The organism is Bacillus cereus group sp. MG16, from assembly GCF_040459875.1.
Lineage (GTDB): Bacteria > Bacillota > Bacilli > Bacillales > Bacillaceae_G > Bacillus_A > Bacillus_A paranthracis.
Map to the genome: position 1 here is coordinate 1,872,031 of NZ_JARVHE010000001.1, position 16,349 is coordinate 1,888,379.

The window sequence follows — 16,349 nt, forward strand, 5'->3', positions numbered from 1 at the left end:
AAATTTGAGTTCAAGTTAATTTGTACTTTGAATAAAGATTTCAAATGGATTAAATATTTTTTAATAATTATCTCGAATTTGAGATAAATTGATAAACTGGAAGTTAATGTGTAATTTTATAATTAATATCTCGAATTTGAGATAAAATTATCATGACGGATTTTACTAGGCAGTATGGACAAAATGAATAATGAATTTTAATGTAAAGCAATTTTTATAATAGAATAAAAAAGGAGTGGACGAAATGGAAAAGAAAACAATGGGTATACATCACATTACAGCAATTGTAGGACACCCACAAGAAAATGTAGATTTTTACGCTGGTGTGTTAGGTTTACGTTTAGTGAAACAAACAGTGAATTTTGATGATCCAGGTACGTACCATCTTTATTTTGGTAATGAAGGAGGAAAACCGGGAACAATTATTACGTTTTTCCCATGGGCAGGTGCTCGTCAAGGAGTTATTGGTGACGGTCAAGTAGGAATCACTTCTTATGTTGTACCAAAAGGGGCGATGGAGTTTTGGGAAAATAGATTAGAAAAATTCGATATTTCGTATACAAAAATGACTCGATTTGGAGAACAGTACTTAGAATTTGATGATCCACATGGTTTGCATATAGAATTAGTAGAAAGAGAAGAAGGTGAATTAAATAATTGGACTTTTGGAGAAGTTAAGCCAGAAGTAGCAATTAAAGGATTTGGTGGTGCAGTTCTTTTATCAACACAGCCTCAAAAAACAGCCGAACTGTTAGAGCACGTTATGGGTCTTGAGAAAATTGGGGAAGAGGGCGAATTTGTTCGATTCCGTTCTTCTGCTAATATTGGAAATGTTATTGATTTGAGATTATCGACAATTGGTCGTGGCCAAATGGGCGTTGGTACAGTGCATCATATTGCTTGGAGAGCGAGTGACGATGCTGATCAGCTAGACTGGAAAGAGCATGTGTCCCGTTTTGGATACCACGTAACTCCTGTACAAGATCGAAATTATTTTAACGCAATTTATTTTAGAGAACACGGTGAAATTTTATTTGAAATTGCAACAGATCCCCCTGGTTTCGCTCATGATGAATCGTTAGAGACGATGGGTGAGGAATTAAAGTTACCGGAACAATATGAAAAACATAGAAAACAGATTGAACAAACGCTTTTACCATTTGAAGTGAGAAATTTAGATTAAAGTGATTGAAAGGGGAAAAGGATTATGATGAAACATGTTTTTCAAAAAGGAAAAGATACGTCAAAACCAGTATTGCTATTACTTCATGGTACAGGAGGTAATGAATTAGATTTATTACCACTTGCAGAAATAATTGATCCGGAAGCATCTGTATTAAGTGTTAGAGGAAATGTATTAGAAAATGGCATGCCACGTTTCTTCCGTAGATTGGCAGAAGGCATTTTTGATGAAGAAGATTTGATTTTCCGTACGAAGGAATTAAATGAGTTTTTAGATGAAGCTTCAAAAGCATATGAATTTGATAGAAATAACATTGTAGCTATCGGGTATTCAAATGGAGCAAACATTGCGGCAAGCTTATTATTCCATTACGAAAATGCGTTAAAAGGTGCTGTGCTTCATCACCCAATGGTGCCTAGAAGAGGAACACAATTGCCTAATTTAGCTGGGAAATCCGTGTTTATTGCTGCTGGGACAAATGATCCAATTTGTTCATCTTCTGAGTCAGAGGAATTGAAGCTACTATTAGAAAATGCAAACGCTAATGTAACAATGCATTGGGAAAATAGAGGACATCAATTAACGATGGGTGAAGTAGAAAAAGCAAAAGAATGGTATGTAAAAACAGTTCTATAAGTATAAATAATAAAAGAAGCATCTGCTAATCGTTAGCAGATGCTTCTTTTATTATTTAAGACTGGATTGCAAGGTGAGGTGAAGAAAGTGGTAGGTGAATATCAACGACCGTACCTTTATTTAATTCACTTGAAATGTATAATTTACCATGATGTTCTTCAATTATTTTGTAACACATCATTAATCCTAGCCCTGTGCCTTTTTCTTTTAAACTATAAAACGGTTCGCCTAAACGGGAGATACGATCTTCTGGGATACCGCAACCTTCATCGATGATCCGTATTAAGATGAAATTACCCTCTAATGGTTTTGTTTGGATGAAAATATTTCCGCCATTTGGCATTGCTTCAATCGCATTTTTTAATATATTTATAAAAACTTGTTTTAATTGGTTACCGTCACATTGAATGTCATATACGTAATCAAAATGATCCATAATGATATGAACGCTATGCATAATTGCGGTTGGTAAAATAAATGTAACTACCTCTTCAATTAAAGTTTGTATGTTACAAGTTTGGATTGCTAATACTTGTGGTTTAGACATCGCCATAAATTGACTCGTGATAGATTCCATCTGTGAAATTTCACTTAACATAACATCGATATACCACTTCTGCTCCTCATTTATTTCAGGGAGTAGCAATGTTAGAAAACCTTTTAGAGAAGTGAGTGGATTTCGAATTTCATGAGCAATTCCAGCTGTCAGTTGTCCGACTACTGCGAGCTTTTCAGATTTTCGTAATAACTTTTCCGTTTCCTTTAGCTCAGTAATATCTCTTCCCATTACGATAAGACCTTTACGGGAGCCGTCAGGGTGATAGAGAGGAACTTTCGATATACTTAAGATTAGGTCGAAATCATCTCTATGAATAATAAATTCTTCACCATGAAGAATTTGTCTTTGTTGCCATGCTAATTCATCGACTTCTTCACAATGTAAAAAAGCTTCTCGGTACGCTTCATTATATTGAATGAGTTCACTATCTTTTTTTCCGTGGTAAGGTACATGATGGAAATTGAAGCAAGAAAGTGCGTAGTCATTTGCCTCAAGCCAGCGCCCTTCATGATCTTTAAATATAACAAATGCAGGCATGGAGTTTACTAATGTACGTAACCTCTTCTCACTTTCTTTAAGCTTTTTCTCAATTCTTTCTGATTTTTCAAGAGGCTTCATAATGGCATATACGCCAGTTAGACGATTTTGGACAAAAATAGGAACTAGTTTTGTCACGACATCTAATAAGAATCCATCTTTATGATAAATAGATAAAATATACTCTTGTTGATTATCCGCTTCCGTATTCTTTATATTTTGTAATACTTGCTCAGAAATATGAGCTTCTAAAATCGAGGTAATGCTTTTCCGCTCTAATTCTGAAGAAGTGTAACCTAGTATTCTTTCGGCAGAAGGATTAGTGTGTATAATAATCCCCTCTAAATTTAATGAAATAATACCATCAGGGTTGTGTTCGAACAGAGATGCGTACATTTCTGTTAATGAACAATCTTGTATATGGTTGCGTAAACGTCTAGAAATGTTCGGATGACGTTTTCTTTGAGTTGATGAATATTTTTTACGACTCATAATAGTTCCTCCGTACAAATAGCATCTAAAAAGATTTGTCTATTCATAACTATAATATAGATGTAATGTGTATTTCTATAAAAAATGGAAGTTATATAATAAATTTTGTTTTCTTTATTTTTGAAAAGTGCGTATAGGGTGGTAATAAGGGGAGCTTATATTGTTTTATAAATCATTTGTAAGTTACAGGAGTAGGTTTTCCTTATAACATTAGGGTAGAAGAGGGGGAGAGAGAATGAGAAATTATATTCAAGGTATCGATCATGTACAAGTAGCTGCGCCTGTAGGGTGTGAAGAAGAAGCGCGAGAGTTTTATAGTAATAAAATTGGTATGGAGGAAATCCCAAAGCCAGAGGAATTAAAGAAGCGCGGTGGGTGCTGGTTTAAGTGTGGAAATCAAGAGATTCATATCGGAGTTGAGCAAAACTTTACCCCAGCTAAAAAGGCACATCCGGCTTTTTATGTTTTAAAAATAGATGAATTTAAACAAGCGTTAATACAGCAAGGCATTGAAGTAATAGATGATCATGCACGACCAGATGTAATTCGATTTTATGTGTCAGATCCGTTCGGAAATCGAATTGAATTTATGGAAAATAAAAACTAGGTGGAAATCCACCTAGTTTTTTAACCTTTTCTAAACAATCCTAATACTTCAACTGTTTCTGTAATGTTAACGAATGCATGAGGGTCAATTTCAGAAATTGTTAATTTCATACTTGCTAATTCTTCACGAGAAACGACTGTCATAAGTACACGTTTCTTTTCGCTAGAATAAGCACCTTCGCCATCAAGTAATGTAATGCCACGTACAACAGTTGAAAGAAGTTGTTTTTTCATTTTTTCTGCTTCATTTGTTACAATCATAAGTGTAACCTTCCGATGTTTCGTATGAATAGCATCAATAACTTTACCAGTTACATAAATGGAAAGTAAGCTTGTAAGAGCAACATCCCAAGTGAAGAAGAATCCTGCAATGATTACAACGACTGCATTTAAAACAATAAGGAATCCGCCAAGTTTAATATCTCTTTTGCGAGACAACAACATACCGATAATATCAAATCCACCAGTTGATCCATTACAGTTAAAAACAAGACCGATACCAGCTCCGGCAATAACACCACCAAAGATAGATGATAAAAGTGGATCTGTTGCTACGACTTTTACTGGAACGTAGTATAATGCAACAGATAATACAATAACAGAGACAATCGTGTTAAAAATGACTTTTTTTCCAAGACCAATGTATCCTAAAATGAGGATAGGTAAGTTTAATACAAAGTTAATAATACCTGTGTTTACAGGAGTTACAATCCCTAAAATAATAGCAATTCCGCCAATTCCACTACTTAAAATTTTGTGGGGGATAAGGAAAAGATTAAAGGCAATCGCAATAATAATAGAACCAATAATAACACCAAGAAATCTGACCATCTCTTTCCCGTCCTTCACTAAAAAATTCATATTATTTCAAGATTATATATGATATTGAAAGTTTTGGGTAAAAACAGTTTATTTCGGTAAGTTTGATTAATCAAAAGAATTTGAGTATTTTATCATTTGAAAGGGGATACAGTTATGAAGATAAAAACATATCAACAGAAAAGCCCGTTGAAGCAAGAATGTGAGGATTCTTATTTTTGTAATGAAGAAAAAAAGATTTATGGTGTATGTGACGGTGCAACACCACTTGTCCCGTTTCGTGATGAAAAGGGACATAATGGAGCATACATCGCTTCACATTTATTTGCAAGTTATTTTAATTCATTCCGCGAAAATCATAGTTTACAAGTTGCTGTTGCAAAAGCAAATGAAGCATTGCAAAGAAAAATGTTAGCATATGGAGTAGATACGAGAAAGAAAGAGCATTTGTGGTGCACATGTATCGCGGCAGTCCAAATAGTTGGTGAGAAAATTGAATATGCACAATTAGGGGACTGTATGATTGTTGCAATACTTCAAAATGGAACGATGCAAGTATTAACGAAAGACACGGTCGAAGGAATTAGTAAACGAGCAAAAAAGAAAAGAGAAGAAGATCGTAAAAAAGGGGTATCTGTACCAGAAGAACATGTTTTTCAAGATGTGCGGGAACAGTTAAAATATAATCGTTATCTTGCAAATATGCAGGGGGGGTATTCCGTTGCAAATGGAATGAAAGAAGCGATTCATTATTTACAGCATGGGGAATTACATATAGATGAAGTAAGCGGGGTTTTTATTTGTTCAGACGGATTATTCCACCCAGATTGGTCGCTCGAACAAACTGTTGCATATATAAGAAAGAATAGTATAAGTGAATATGTAGCAATTATTGAAGAGTTAGAAGGGGAAAAGAGAATAAGGCCAGATGATAAAACAATTATGATTATTGAATTGTAAGGGAGGATGTTCAAATGGAAATTAAATGTGTTAATTTAACATTTCAAGATGAATTAGTTCCTTTAGAAAAAGTAAATAAACTGATTATTCACCATACATCCGAAGATGGATGGGATGTGTATAAAACACATGAATTTCATCAAAAAGTAAGAGGGTGGAGCGGTATTGGTTACAATTATTTTATTGAAGAAGATGGAACTGTAGTCGAAGGACGAGGTTTACATATTGGAGCACATGCGAAAGATCATAATAGAGATACAATTGGAATATGTATGACGGGTAATTTTGATAAATATGATCCAACTACCGTACAAATGAATGCATTATATTCTTTATGTAAAATGTTTATGAATCGGTTTGCTATAAAGAAAGAAAATATACTCGGTCATAGGGAGCTAGAAGGCGTTACAAAAAGTTGTCCTGGAAAGCGTTTTTCTATGGTAGAGTTAAGAAACATACTATCTTACATATAGAGGAGTAATAAATGATGATGAATATAAAAATACCAAATGATAAAAAAGAAGAGCTTGTAGCACAAATTCAGCAATTTTTCGTTGAAGAAGATTTAGATGAAATTGGACGTTTTCAAGCAGAACGTTTAATAGAAGAAATGATTAAATTAGTAGGACCTTTTGCATACAATCAAGCAATTGGAGATGCTAGAAAGCTTGTAACAGAGAAACTATCTAATATTGAAGAAGATTTGTATGTGTTAGAAAAAAGTGAAGGGAAGTAAACTTCCGTCAATTATAAAATAAGTGTTATGTCACGGCCTTTTCCGATGTTTTATTTGGAAAAGGCCGTGACATTTTTTATTGTCATCAGGAAAATAATGAAACTTATTCCTCTATCTCGTACTCCATTCTTTTGCTATTTCATCATGATATGCTTCTGTCCAATGATATGGTTGCAACTCTTTTAAAGGTTTAAAAATAATATCTTGTTTAGCATTTGTAATCGCACACTGTACTTCTGGTCCCCAATAAAATAAACGTTCTTGGCATACACCACAAGGCGAGAGTACCTTTAATTCAGAATGCTCATTTTCTCTCGCAAGACAAATAGAATGTGTAACTTTCTTTTGAAATTTATGAGCTTCTAAAATTGCACCTGTTTCCATACAAAGTTCTGTTGAAGCATTTATTACGCCTGGAGCAACGCTTGTATAAATTGTTCCATCTTCTACACGAATCGCTGCGGCTCCACCCCAATCGTTTGGATATCTTTGTTTAATTAACTGTTTCACCACATCATATAATTGTTGCTCAATATTCAATTTCTTTTCCTCATTTCTGCCCAAATTCAGGTTTTTTATTTCGAAATATTCTTTCTTTTATCATGATAACATAAACAAAAAAATAGAATGAACTTTTAATTTCAAGCCATCTTTTTTGCCAAAAGGAACGTTTTTTATAAAAAAATTGAGATTAAAAATATATTATCTTAATTTTATCTTTTTTTAATAATTTGTTTATGGGCAATTTATAGGTGCTATTTATAATTCCTATATATAGCAGCTATTGATACTATAAATAAGAAATTTGAATGTGTAACACTTTGTATTCCATTAGCTGTAATCAAAATTTATAACATAAATTGCGCACATAGAATCTTCTTTTGAAAGAAAAGTGGTGTAATTCTTTGTTAAATGAAGGAAGGGTTTGGGAAGCTATGAATAAAACAATTTTAAAAACATGTATCATATCAGCAGTTTTAGGTGGAAGTCTATTAAGTGAAACGACTGGAGTGGTGAAAGCAGAAGAGATTACACCAAAAACGAATCATACTGGTGTATTTAAAGATGTTCCAAAGGGGCACTGGGCATATGAGGCGATTCAGCAATTAACAGACGAGAAAATCATTTTCGGCTATGATGATGGAAGATTTGGTTTTGGAGATAACGTGACACGCGAACAAGTTGCAGCTTTACTATATCGTTATTTTAATTTGGCAGAAGACAAAAATTATCAGAACCCATATGGAGACGTAAGTGAAGATTCGACAAGTTATATAAAGGAGATTTTGTCTTTAACAGAAATGGGCGTTTTTAAGGGTGACGAGCATGGGAACTTTAGACCGAAGGCTTCCTTAACGCGTGCAGAAATGGCACAAGTTCTTACAAATGCTTTTCATTTAAAGGCAAAGAGTGATCACACTTTTAATGACGTTTCAACGAACTCATGGGCAAGCAATGCAATTAGTGCTGTTCAAACAAATAATATTGCAAAAGGAGTAGGCGGAGGAAATTTTGCTCCAAATATGGATGTGACGCGTGAACAGTATGCACAATTTTTATACAATGTAATACAAGAAACTAAGCAAACTCAAAAGACGAAGGGGCAACAACTAGCTAGTATACTTGGTGAAACAAACTGGCAAGGGACAAAAGTCTATGACAAAGATCATAATGATGTAACGAAAGAAAATCAAAATTTCATCGGGCTTGCAAAGTATGATGCTAAAACGGCAAGGTATGAATTTTTTAATGCAAGTACAGGAGAGAGTCGTAATGATAGCGGTACCTTTTTTATAACGAATGATGGAAAGAAAAGAGTACTAATTTCTGAGACGCAAAATTATCAAGCAGTTGTTGAATTAACGCAATTAGATAAGGAGAAATTTACATATAAAAGAATGGGGAAAGATACAAAAGGGAACGATGTAGAGGTGTTTGTTGAACATATTCCGTACCATGAAAAAGAACTTTCTTTCACGCGGCCTGATAAAAATTTAGAAAGTTCGACAGGTAAAATAGTTAAAGATGTTGATGGAGATGAAATTTTATCCAGTACACTATGGAACGGAACGGTGGTATTAGACGACCAAGGTAATGATGTAACAAAATATAACTCAAACTTAATCAGTCTAGCAAAATACGATAAAAATACAAATAAATACGAGTTTTTCAATGTGAATACTGGAGAAAGTCGTGGAGACTACGGTTTCTTTGATGTTGTACATGGTAATAAAATAAGAGCTCACGTTTCGTTAGGAAATAATAAATACGGTGCAGTTCTTGAACTTACAGAATTAAATAAAGAGAAATTTACGTATACAAGAATGGGGAAAGATGCGAATGGAAAAGATATAAAAATCTTTGTTGAGCATGAACCGTATACAGGTGATCTAAAACCAAATTTCACAAAGTAAGCCTTTACTGTAGCAAGGGCATTATGTTAGAAAATGTTAGTAAGGAAAAGCTTAAGGGTTGGGTAATTAAAATAGTTATTTATAGACAAATAGATGCCTTGAGGCATCTATTTGTCGTTTTAAAATGATTTTTTATGGGTGCAATTTCTCTTTTCTCAAATCTAGTAACTTACTACTTGCACAACCATACATTTTCGTTTTTTTATTTATTTTCTTTATATTCATTAACTTTCTTTTTTACATTACCGACAGTATCTTTAGCAGTGCCTTTTACCTTATCCCATTTTCCTTCAGCTTGTAATTTCTTATTGTCAGTTACTTTCCCGACAACTTCTTTTACTTCGCCTTTTACTTTATCAATAGCACCTTCTACTTTTTCTTTTAAACCATGATCATGTTTAGTCATACATTTCTCCTCCTTGTAGTTTGATTAGAATTCTCTTTTCATATTGCAAGTTGAATGATGTATCTAGCAATAGCGTAACAGATTTAGTTTGAATATTCAAATGATTAATAGAGTTGAAAAGGAATTGTCATAAAGTGTATAAAGTTGTAATGAGAAGAGAAAGAATGTTAATTATATGTTTTTGGCGGTCCAGATTGATTTTGTATAAGCGATCTTCATATGGGCACGTTCCATATTATTTTGACTGCTGCTACCGAATCTTGCTTGTCCGACTATTAAATGACAATTGGATTCAATAGCTGTCTCAATTCGCTTTTGAATTAAGGCAGTATGACAGCCTTTACGCTGAAATTCTGGCAAAGTAGCAGAAGCAGCTAATGAAGCGACACCTTTATTTATATAAAGAACTCCTATACTCACAGGAGTGTTTTGAATTTCAGCTATGAAAAAATGCCATCCTGGTTTATCGTAGAGAATTTCGTTATTTTGGCGCACACCATCTTTTGTAAAGGATGGCATGTTAAATCCACGTACATATATGTCTGCAAAAACATCAAACTCATTTTCTTTTAATTTGCGTACTGAAATGTTAGAAGGAAGAAGGGACGGATCTTCTCGCGGTGTACTATATAAAGCGGTATGGAAGCTAGATTGATAAAAACCTTTTTCAGATAAGTATTGAAATAGTTCAGCTGTACCTTGCGCTGGCGTAATTTCAAAACGACAAGGGATTTGTAGTGATTGATAATAAGAGATGATTTCATCTATCTGAGTTGTATTTGTAATACCTTTTATCGTATTAAAAGCAGGACCAGCAATTACTTTTGATGAAAAGGCGGTGGCACTTCCGAATTGTTCTATTTGTACTTGCATTGGATTTTCTTTTATCGCTTGTAGTGCCTCTAATCTAGAAGAAAGCATATTTATTTCTGCGTTTTCTATTTCTTGTGCTGTATTGGGCGTCATAATTGTACTCATATAATTCCTCCGTCAGTAAATATATTTCATAGTACATATACGATGTTTGTTCTGATATTCCTGTTGAAATGTAAGAGAATATGAAGTTTTTTGGAAGGGAAATGGAAGTGGCCTGTCGAAGGGAGTGGAAACAGATTAAAGGTGGTGCTCTCATGAAACAGAAAGACGTGCAGACATGCTCTAATTGTGGTTCTCATAACATAGGAGAAGGTGAGTTTGTCGGTTATGCACAAATACGGAAAAAGGAGACGATGTTTACATCTTCACCAGTAGATGCTTATATTTGTACAGATTGCGGAAATGTCCTTTTATTAAAAGTACGACATTACGAAAAGTTTAAGCAGAAGCCGTTATGATTATTGAGAAGTGGTCATATCCAACATTGTATACGAAACGTCTTATATTAAGGAAAATTAATATGAGTGATAGTTTACATATATATGAGTATGCTGCAGATAAAGAGATGACAACTTATACTGTATGGGATGCTCATCGATCGTTATGTGACACATATAACTATATAGAAGAAATTGTGAGTCAATATAATGAAGGACAAGTAGCGCCTCTTGGAATCGTGTTAAAAGAGAAGCAAAAACTTATAGGAACGTGTGGATTTATAAAATATGATTTGACCGCACATACAACAGAAATTGCATACGCCTTATCTCGGAAATATTGGGGAAGAGGATTAGCTACCGAGGCTGTGTTAGCTTTTTTCTACTATGGTTTTCATGAGTTGCATCTTAATAGTATTGAAGCGGGATGTGATTCAGAAAATGAAGCATCTGAAAAAATAATGAAACGTTTGAATATGGAGTACGAGTGCACGATTCAAAAGGATATGTTCATTAAAGGTAAGTATCGTGACACGAAAAGATATTGTATATCTCGAGAAAGATATATGAATAAATGAAATATTTTATATTAAAAACTCCTTTAAATGAATAAGGGAGTTTTTATTTTTTGTAGAAATAATTACCTTTAATTTCTATAATTGCTTATTAAGAAGTAGTGGTTTATTAACATCATAATTTTAGAAGAAAAATAGCTAAATCGTATACAAAACCGCTATATAACATAATCGCAACCGTAAGTTGACAAAGTGCAACCGCAGGAAGATAGAGATAAGGGCTATGTTTACATACAATTTAGTTAAGAAAACGAAGGGGGACACACATATGGGATTTGGTGAAAAGCTGTTTAAATTAAGAAAGGAAAAAGGCCTTTCTCAAGAAGCGTTAGCTGAGAAATTAAACACGACAAGGCAAGCAGTTAGTAAATGGGAAAATGGTCAAGGGTTTCCTGAAACTGAAAAATTAATAATGATTGGAAATGTATTCGAAGTATCTCTTGATTACTTATTAAAAGAAAATGCTGAACAAAGTAACGAAAAGGAAAATGGTTATTACGTAAGCAAGGAAATGGCAGAAGGGTATATAGTGTATGGACAAAAAAATTCTAAATATATTGCGTTAGGATTTAGTTTGCTCATTTTATCTACAATACCATATTTATTATTTAAAGAAGATGTAACAATGTCTACGTTTCTTGTCATTATCATTGCTGTTTTTGGAATTGGAGCAATGATGGTACCTGTAACGATAGAAGAGAGTCGATACAATGTATTAAAAAAAGAAGAATTATTATTTGATCAAAACTTTCTAAAAGAATTCACAAAAAGATATGCGATTATTAAGAAAAAGTATGCTGCAGTAATGATCGTTGGATTTTGTTTTATAGCTGCAGGCGCAATCCCGTTTTTGTTTGAGAAAAAGCATATCACTTCAGGGGAATTAGTGCAGTATTACCCTTACTGTGTTGTACTTATTGCTATCGGAGTTTATCTTTTTGTTCGTGTGTTAGGAGTATTAGAGGCGTATCGAATTTTAGTAGAAAATAAAGAATATAGTAATCGTCTTATTTTTAAACTGAAAAAGAAAGTGAGAGAAAAGGTGGATAATTTTTAATAGGAGAAAACATATTTTTATTAAAAGTTAAGATAGGAGTGTAATGATGTCAAATCTTCTAGAAATTGAAAATCTAAGTAAATCATTTGGAAATAAAGTTGTTTTAAGAGATGTTTCTTTCAATGTGCCGTCTGGATCAATTGTTGGATTCATTGGTAACAATGGAGCTGGAAAATCAACAACCTTTAAAACAGTATTACAATTAATTTCTAAAGATAATGGTACAGTAAAAATATTTGGTAAAGAAAATATAAATAAAGATGCCAAGATTAAGGAAAAGATAGGAGTCGTATTTGATGCTATGAATCTCCCGGCTCATCTTACAATAAAACAACTAAATAAAGTTTTTGAAAAGATGTTTGAATCTTGGGATAGAGAAAATTTTTACCGATTAGTTCATTCTTTCTCTTTACCTACTAATGAGAAAGTAGGTAAATTCTCGCGTGGAATGTCAATGAAACTAACTATAGCTGTTGCGCTGTCACATAATGCAAAATTATTAATCCTAGATGAAGCGACGGGAGGTCTCGATCCTTCATCTAGGGAGGAGGTGTTAGAGGAATTAAAAAGTTTTGTGAGTAAAAGTAATGGTGGTATACTACTTTCTTCTCATATTATGAGTGATGTAGAAAAAATAGCTAGCCATCTTATCATTATAAAAGATGGAGAAATTTTATTGAATGAAGAAAAGAATAAGGTTTTGAACAATTATGCCATTGTAGATGTTGATGAGGAAAAACTAACTTTAATTAACAAAGATATAGTTGTAGTAAAAAGGAATAATGGCTCTTATTTCAATGTACTTGTATCAGATGTGCATAAACTACCAAATGGGATTGCTCATAGAACCATTTCAATAGAAGAAATGAGTGTCTTATTAACGAGGAGTGAAAAATAAATGAGAGGTTTATTATTGACAAACTATTATCTAGTGTATCGAACTTTCTTTACGTTCATGGGAATAGCGATATTAGGATCGGGATTTGTTTTTTATTTTGGTAATGCTTCAATGTACCGTTTAATTGCTACATTCATTATCTTATTTGCTGCAATTCCTGCACTTGAAGTTATTAAATATGAGAGTAAGTCAGGTTATGAAAAATATGTACTTACTTTACCGATTACTAGAAATAACATTGTACAAAGTCATTACCTTTTCTATTTTTTAGTTGTAATTATTGGTACTTTATTGTCGTATGGCATATTTTATATATATAGTTTCGTTTCAGATACACCAATTGATGATGGGATATTTAAGAGTGTTTCTTTAGGGACGTTCATCATCCTTAATGCCGGAGCAATAGCCTACCCACTTCTCTATGTTTTTGGAGCAGAAAAATCTGATGCTATTACAATTGGAGGCGCATGCGGGGGACTTGTTACTTATTTTGGATTACAAAGTGTAATTGGCTATCTAATAGAACAATTTCCAATATTAAATTTAAATTCATCTTTATACGTTTCCATTTTATATACGATATTTGGCGTTATCATATATATCTTTTCTTTTGTTATTTCGGTATTTATATATCGTAAGAAGGAATTTTAGTATATCTTCTCTTAGTATTTTCTGAATTATTTCCAAAGGAATAATTCAGAAAATACAGAAAAATATCGTAATTATTTGTAGAAGTCTGTTATAATAAACGAAAAATGAAAGCGTTTTAAAGGGGGATATAATCAATATGATGATGAATGTACCGCTAACAATTAGTTCTATGATGGAAAGAGCAGAAAAACTGTTTTCGAAAAAAGAAATTGTTTCACGGACACATGACACGGTTACGACATTAACGTATAAGCAGTTAGGTGAAAGAACGAGAAGGCTTTCCAGTGCGTTAAAAAAATTAGGAATTAAAGAAGGCGAGCGTATAGGAACGTTAGCGTGGAATCATCATCGACATGTGGAAGCGTATTTTGCTATTCCTGGTATTGCTTCCGTTTTGCACACAATTAATATTCGTTTATCTCCTCAACATATTTCATACATTATTCAGCATGCAGAAGATCGAATTCTACTTATTGATGAAGATCTTGTACCACTCATTGAAAATATTCAATCACAATTAGCAACTCTACAAGCCTACATTATTATGACTGATAAAGATGAAATTCCAAATACTACGCTAGAACCTGTATATCATTATGAAAAACTATTAGAAGAAGGCGATCCAAATTTCCAATTTGTAAAAGATATTGATGAAAATACACCTGTTGGTATGTGTTATACGTCAGCGACTACAGGAAATCCAAAAGGTGTTGTATATACGCATCGTAGTACTGTACTGCATTGTATGGCACTCGGTTTAGCAGATACAGCTGCTTTATCGGAAAGTGATGCGGCAATGGCTATTGTACCGATGTTCCATGTGAATGCTTGGGGACTACCTTTCGCGGCTACTTGGTTTGGATCAAAACAAGTGCTTCCAGGACCGATGTTTACGCCGAAAATTTTATTAGAAATGATTCAAGCTGAAAAAGTGACGTTAGCTGCTGGTGTGCCGACAATTTGGCTTGGTGTATTACAAGAGTTAGAAAATAATAGTTACGATTTATCTAGTATGACGAGAATACTATGCGGTGGTGCAGCTGCACCGAAAAGTGTTATTAAAGCATTTGAACAGAAACATAATGTTCCGTTCATCCATGCATATGGTATGACCGAAACAAGCCCACTCGTAACACTTGCACGTTTAAAAAGTTATGAAACAGAATTATCGTATGAAGAGCAATTAGAAATTAGATCAAAGCAAGGGTATCTTGTCCCTGGTGTAGAAATGAAAGTAGTCGGTACAAATGGTGAAGTGAAGTGGGATAGTACGGAGATGGGAGAGCTATGTTTACGAGCACCATGGATCGCTGCAAGCTATTATAACGATGAGCGTACGGTCGAAGGTTTTCGTGATGGTTGGTTATATACAGGAGATGTTGTCACAGTCGATGAGGAAGGTTGCGTAAAAATTGTCGACCGCACGAAAGATGTGATTAAAAGCGGAGGCGAGTGGATTTCCTCTGTTGACCTTGAAAATGCGTTAATGGCACATGATGCTATATTTGAAGCGGCTGTCGTTGCCGTTCCTCATCCGCAGTGGCAAGAGCGACCAGTTGCGTGTGTCGTTCAAAAGAAAAATAGTACAGTAACAAAAGAAGAAATATATGAGTTTTTAAAACCACAGTTTGCGAAGTGGTGGTTACCAGACGATATTGTATTTATGGAAGAAATACCGAAAACATCTGTTGGGAAGTTTTTAAAACAGGCGCTTCGGAAAGAACTTGAGCATTTGCATAGAGAGAAATAATAGAATTTATATTTGTAAACCTAAGTGTAAAATCAGTTGACAAATACTAGATAGAAAGATAATATAACTCCTATAATATGTTACCTAAAAAATATTTTAAGTTTACAAATAGGAGAAGCAAACATGAATACAAAAAACTTAGTTTTCGTCGCTTTATTTAGTTCTATTATGGGAGTGTTAGGGTTAATACCTCCAATTGCTCTTTCTATTACACCAGTTCCAATTACATTACAATCACTCGGTGTTATGCTTGCTGGTGGATTGTTAGGATCACGTCTTGGTGCATTAAGCCAGCTTATTTTCTTACTTATTGTAGGAGTTGGAGCGCCATTACTTGCTGGTGGACGTGGTGGCTTTGGCGTATTTGTTGGGCCAAGTGCAGGATATTTACTTGGTTATATCGTTGGAGCATTTGTCATTGGTTACTTAATTGAGCGTTTACGTGAAGTTTCTATTATAAAAGTATTATGCATTAATATAATTGGTGGTATTTTCGTAGTTTATGCATTTGGTATTACTGTACAAGCTTTCTTAATGGGTGTTTCTGTGTGGGAGACGATGAAAGTGAGTGCTGTGTTTTTACCAGGGGATTGCATAAAAGCGATTATTGCAGCGATTCTTGTAACGAAATTACATCGTTCATTGAAACATATTATTACGCCTGCTCTAAAGAATGGGAAATATACAAATGCGGGATAAGAAAGAGAAGAAACACGTTTATTGCGTGTTTCTTTTTAGTATTTTGTAAAGAAAGGAC

19 protein-coding genes are annotated in these 16,349 nt (G+C 33.8%); 14 read left to right on the top strand and 5 right to left on the bottom strand.

Features of this window, described 5'->3' with window-relative positions:
• Positions 1–244: 244 nt before the first annotated feature.
• Positions 245–1,183 carry a ring-cleaving dioxygenase gene (locus tag QCI73_RS09640; protein ID WP_327922763.1) on the top strand — a complete coding sequence of 313 codons (939 nt, stop codon included), beginning with the start codon at positions 245–247 and terminating at the stop codon, positions 1,181–1,183.
• A gap of 24 nt (positions 1,184–1,207) precedes the next feature.
• Positions 1,208–1,819: an alpha/beta hydrolase gene (locus QCI73_RS09645; protein WP_353822814.1), complete on the top strand. Its 612-nt coding sequence runs from the start codon at positions 1,208–1,210 to the stop codon at positions 1,817–1,819.
• 55 nt (positions 1,820–1,874) lie between these two features.
• Here QCI73_RS09645 and QCI73_RS09650 read toward each other — a convergent pair whose 3' ends face one another.
• Positions 1,875–3,407, bottom strand: coding sequence for a BA3702 family sensor histidine kinase (locus tag QCI73_RS09650; RefSeq protein ID WP_353822815.1), 1,533 nt, complete (start codon positions 3,405–3,407; stop codon positions 1,875–1,877).
• Between the two features lie 235 nt (positions 3,408–3,642).
• Between QCI73_RS09650 and QCI73_RS09655 the strand changes: the two genes are divergently transcribed.
• Positions 3,643–4,014 (top strand): VOC family protein, encoded by a 372-nt coding sequence (locus QCI73_RS09655; RefSeq protein WP_001246942.1) that lies wholly within the window; start codon positions 3,643–3,645, stop codon positions 4,012–4,014.
• A gap of 20 nt (positions 4,015–4,034) precedes the next feature.
• Here the strand turns inward: QCI73_RS09655 and QCI73_RS09660 are convergent, their stop codons facing one another.
• Positions 4,035–4,844 carry a YitT family protein gene (locus QCI73_RS09660; protein WP_000251338.1) on the bottom strand — a complete coding sequence of 270 codons (810 nt, stop codon included), beginning with the start codon at positions 4,842–4,844 and terminating at the stop codon, positions 4,035–4,037.
• A 144-nt stretch (positions 4,845–4,988) separates the two neighbouring features.
• Here QCI73_RS09660 and QCI73_RS09665 point away from each other — a divergent pair, with 144 nt between their 5' ends.
• From QCI73_RS09665 to QCI73_RS09675, 3 genes are read left to right on the top strand one after another with little or no spacing between them, the layout of a single operon-like run.
• Positions 4,989–5,792 (top strand): protein phosphatase 2C domain-containing protein, encoded by an 804-nt coding sequence (locus QCI73_RS09665; RefSeq protein WP_098946445.1) that lies wholly within the window; start codon positions 4,989–4,991, stop codon positions 5,790–5,792.
• 14 nt (positions 5,793–5,806) lie between these two features.
• Positions 5,807–6,265, top strand: coding sequence for a peptidoglycan recognition protein family protein (locus tag QCI73_RS09670; protein WP_353822816.1), 459 nt, complete (start codon positions 5,807–5,809; stop codon positions 6,263–6,265).
• Between the two features lie 11 nt (positions 6,266–6,276).
• Entirely contained in the window at positions 6,277–6,528 is a 252-nt protein-coding gene (locus QCI73_RS09675; RefSeq protein WP_001983516.1) for a DUF2164 domain-containing protein, read from the top strand.
• A gap of 111 nt (positions 6,529–6,639) precedes the next feature.
• On the opposite strand, the gene QCI73_RS09680 is transcribed toward QCI73_RS09675, so the two are convergent.
• Complete coding sequence (locus QCI73_RS09680) at positions 6,640–7,068, bottom strand: cytidine deaminase (RefSeq protein WP_353822817.1); 429 nt, start codon at positions 7,066–7,068, stop codon at positions 6,640–6,642.
• Positions 7,069–7,463: 395 nt separating this feature from the next.
• On the opposite strand from QCI73_RS09680, the gene QCI73_RS09685 reads away from it, so the two are divergent.
• Positions 7,464–8,942, top strand: coding sequence for a DUF4822 domain-containing protein (locus QCI73_RS09685; RefSeq protein ID WP_353822818.1), 1,479 nt, complete (start codon positions 7,464–7,466; stop codon positions 8,940–8,942).
• 202 nt (positions 8,943–9,144) lie between these two features.
• Here the strand turns inward: QCI73_RS09685 and QCI73_RS09690 are convergent, their stop codons facing one another.
• On the bottom strand, positions 9,145–9,348 hold the full coding sequence (locus tag QCI73_RS09690; RefSeq protein WP_000160412.1) for a CsbD family protein: 204 nt from the start codon (positions 9,346–9,348) through the stop codon (positions 9,145–9,147).
• A 171-nt stretch (positions 9,349–9,519) separates the two neighbouring features.
• Positions 9,520–10,326, bottom strand: coding sequence for a GNAT family N-acetyltransferase (locus tag QCI73_RS09695; RefSeq protein ID WP_327922766.1), 807 nt, complete (start codon positions 10,324–10,326; stop codon positions 9,520–9,522).
• 152 nt (positions 10,327–10,478) lie between these two features.
• On the opposite strand from QCI73_RS09695, the gene QCI73_RS09700 reads away from it, so the two are divergent.
• The 7 genes from QCI73_RS09700 to QCI73_RS09730 all read left to right on the top strand — a co-directional run bounded on the left by QCI73_RS09700 (position 10,479) and on the right by QCI73_RS09730 (position 16,291).
• Positions 10,479–10,682 (top strand): hypothetical protein, encoded by a 204-nt coding sequence (locus tag QCI73_RS09700; protein ID WP_000810208.1) that lies wholly within the window; start codon positions 10,479–10,481, stop codon positions 10,680–10,682.
• Positions 10,679–11,239, top strand: a complete 561-nt coding sequence (locus QCI73_RS09705; RefSeq protein WP_000582836.1) for a GNAT family N-acetyltransferase — start codon at positions 10,679–10,681, stop codon at positions 11,237–11,239. The genes QCI73_RS09700 and QCI73_RS09705 overlap by 4 nt, the downstream gene beginning before the upstream one ends.
• Positions 11,240–11,504: 265 nt before the next feature.
• Positions 11,505–12,293 carry a helix-turn-helix domain-containing protein gene (locus QCI73_RS09710; RefSeq protein ID WP_353822819.1) on the top strand — a complete coding sequence of 263 codons (789 nt, stop codon included), beginning with the start codon at positions 11,505–11,507 and terminating at the stop codon, positions 12,291–12,293.
• A 46-nt stretch (positions 12,294–12,339) separates the two neighbouring features.
• Entirely contained in the window at positions 12,340–13,191 is an 852-nt protein-coding gene (locus QCI73_RS09715; RefSeq protein ID WP_262725002.1) for an ABC transporter ATP-binding protein, read from the top strand.
• Positions 13,192–13,842, top strand: coding sequence for an ABC-2 transporter permease (locus QCI73_RS09720; RefSeq protein WP_327922768.1), 651 nt, complete (start codon positions 13,192–13,194; stop codon positions 13,840–13,842).
• A gap of 136 nt (positions 13,843–13,978) precedes the next feature.
• Positions 13,979–15,592, top strand: a complete 1,614-nt coding sequence (locus QCI73_RS09725) for a long-chain fatty acid--CoA ligase (protein WP_353822820.1) — start codon at positions 13,979–13,981, stop codon at positions 15,590–15,592.
• A gap of 123 nt (positions 15,593–15,715) precedes the next feature.
• A complete protein-coding gene (locus QCI73_RS09730) occupies positions 15,716–16,291 on the top strand; it encodes a biotin transporter BioY (RefSeq protein WP_001093326.1) in 576 nt (191 codons plus the stop codon).
• Positions 16,292–16,349: the final 58 nt, after the last annotated feature.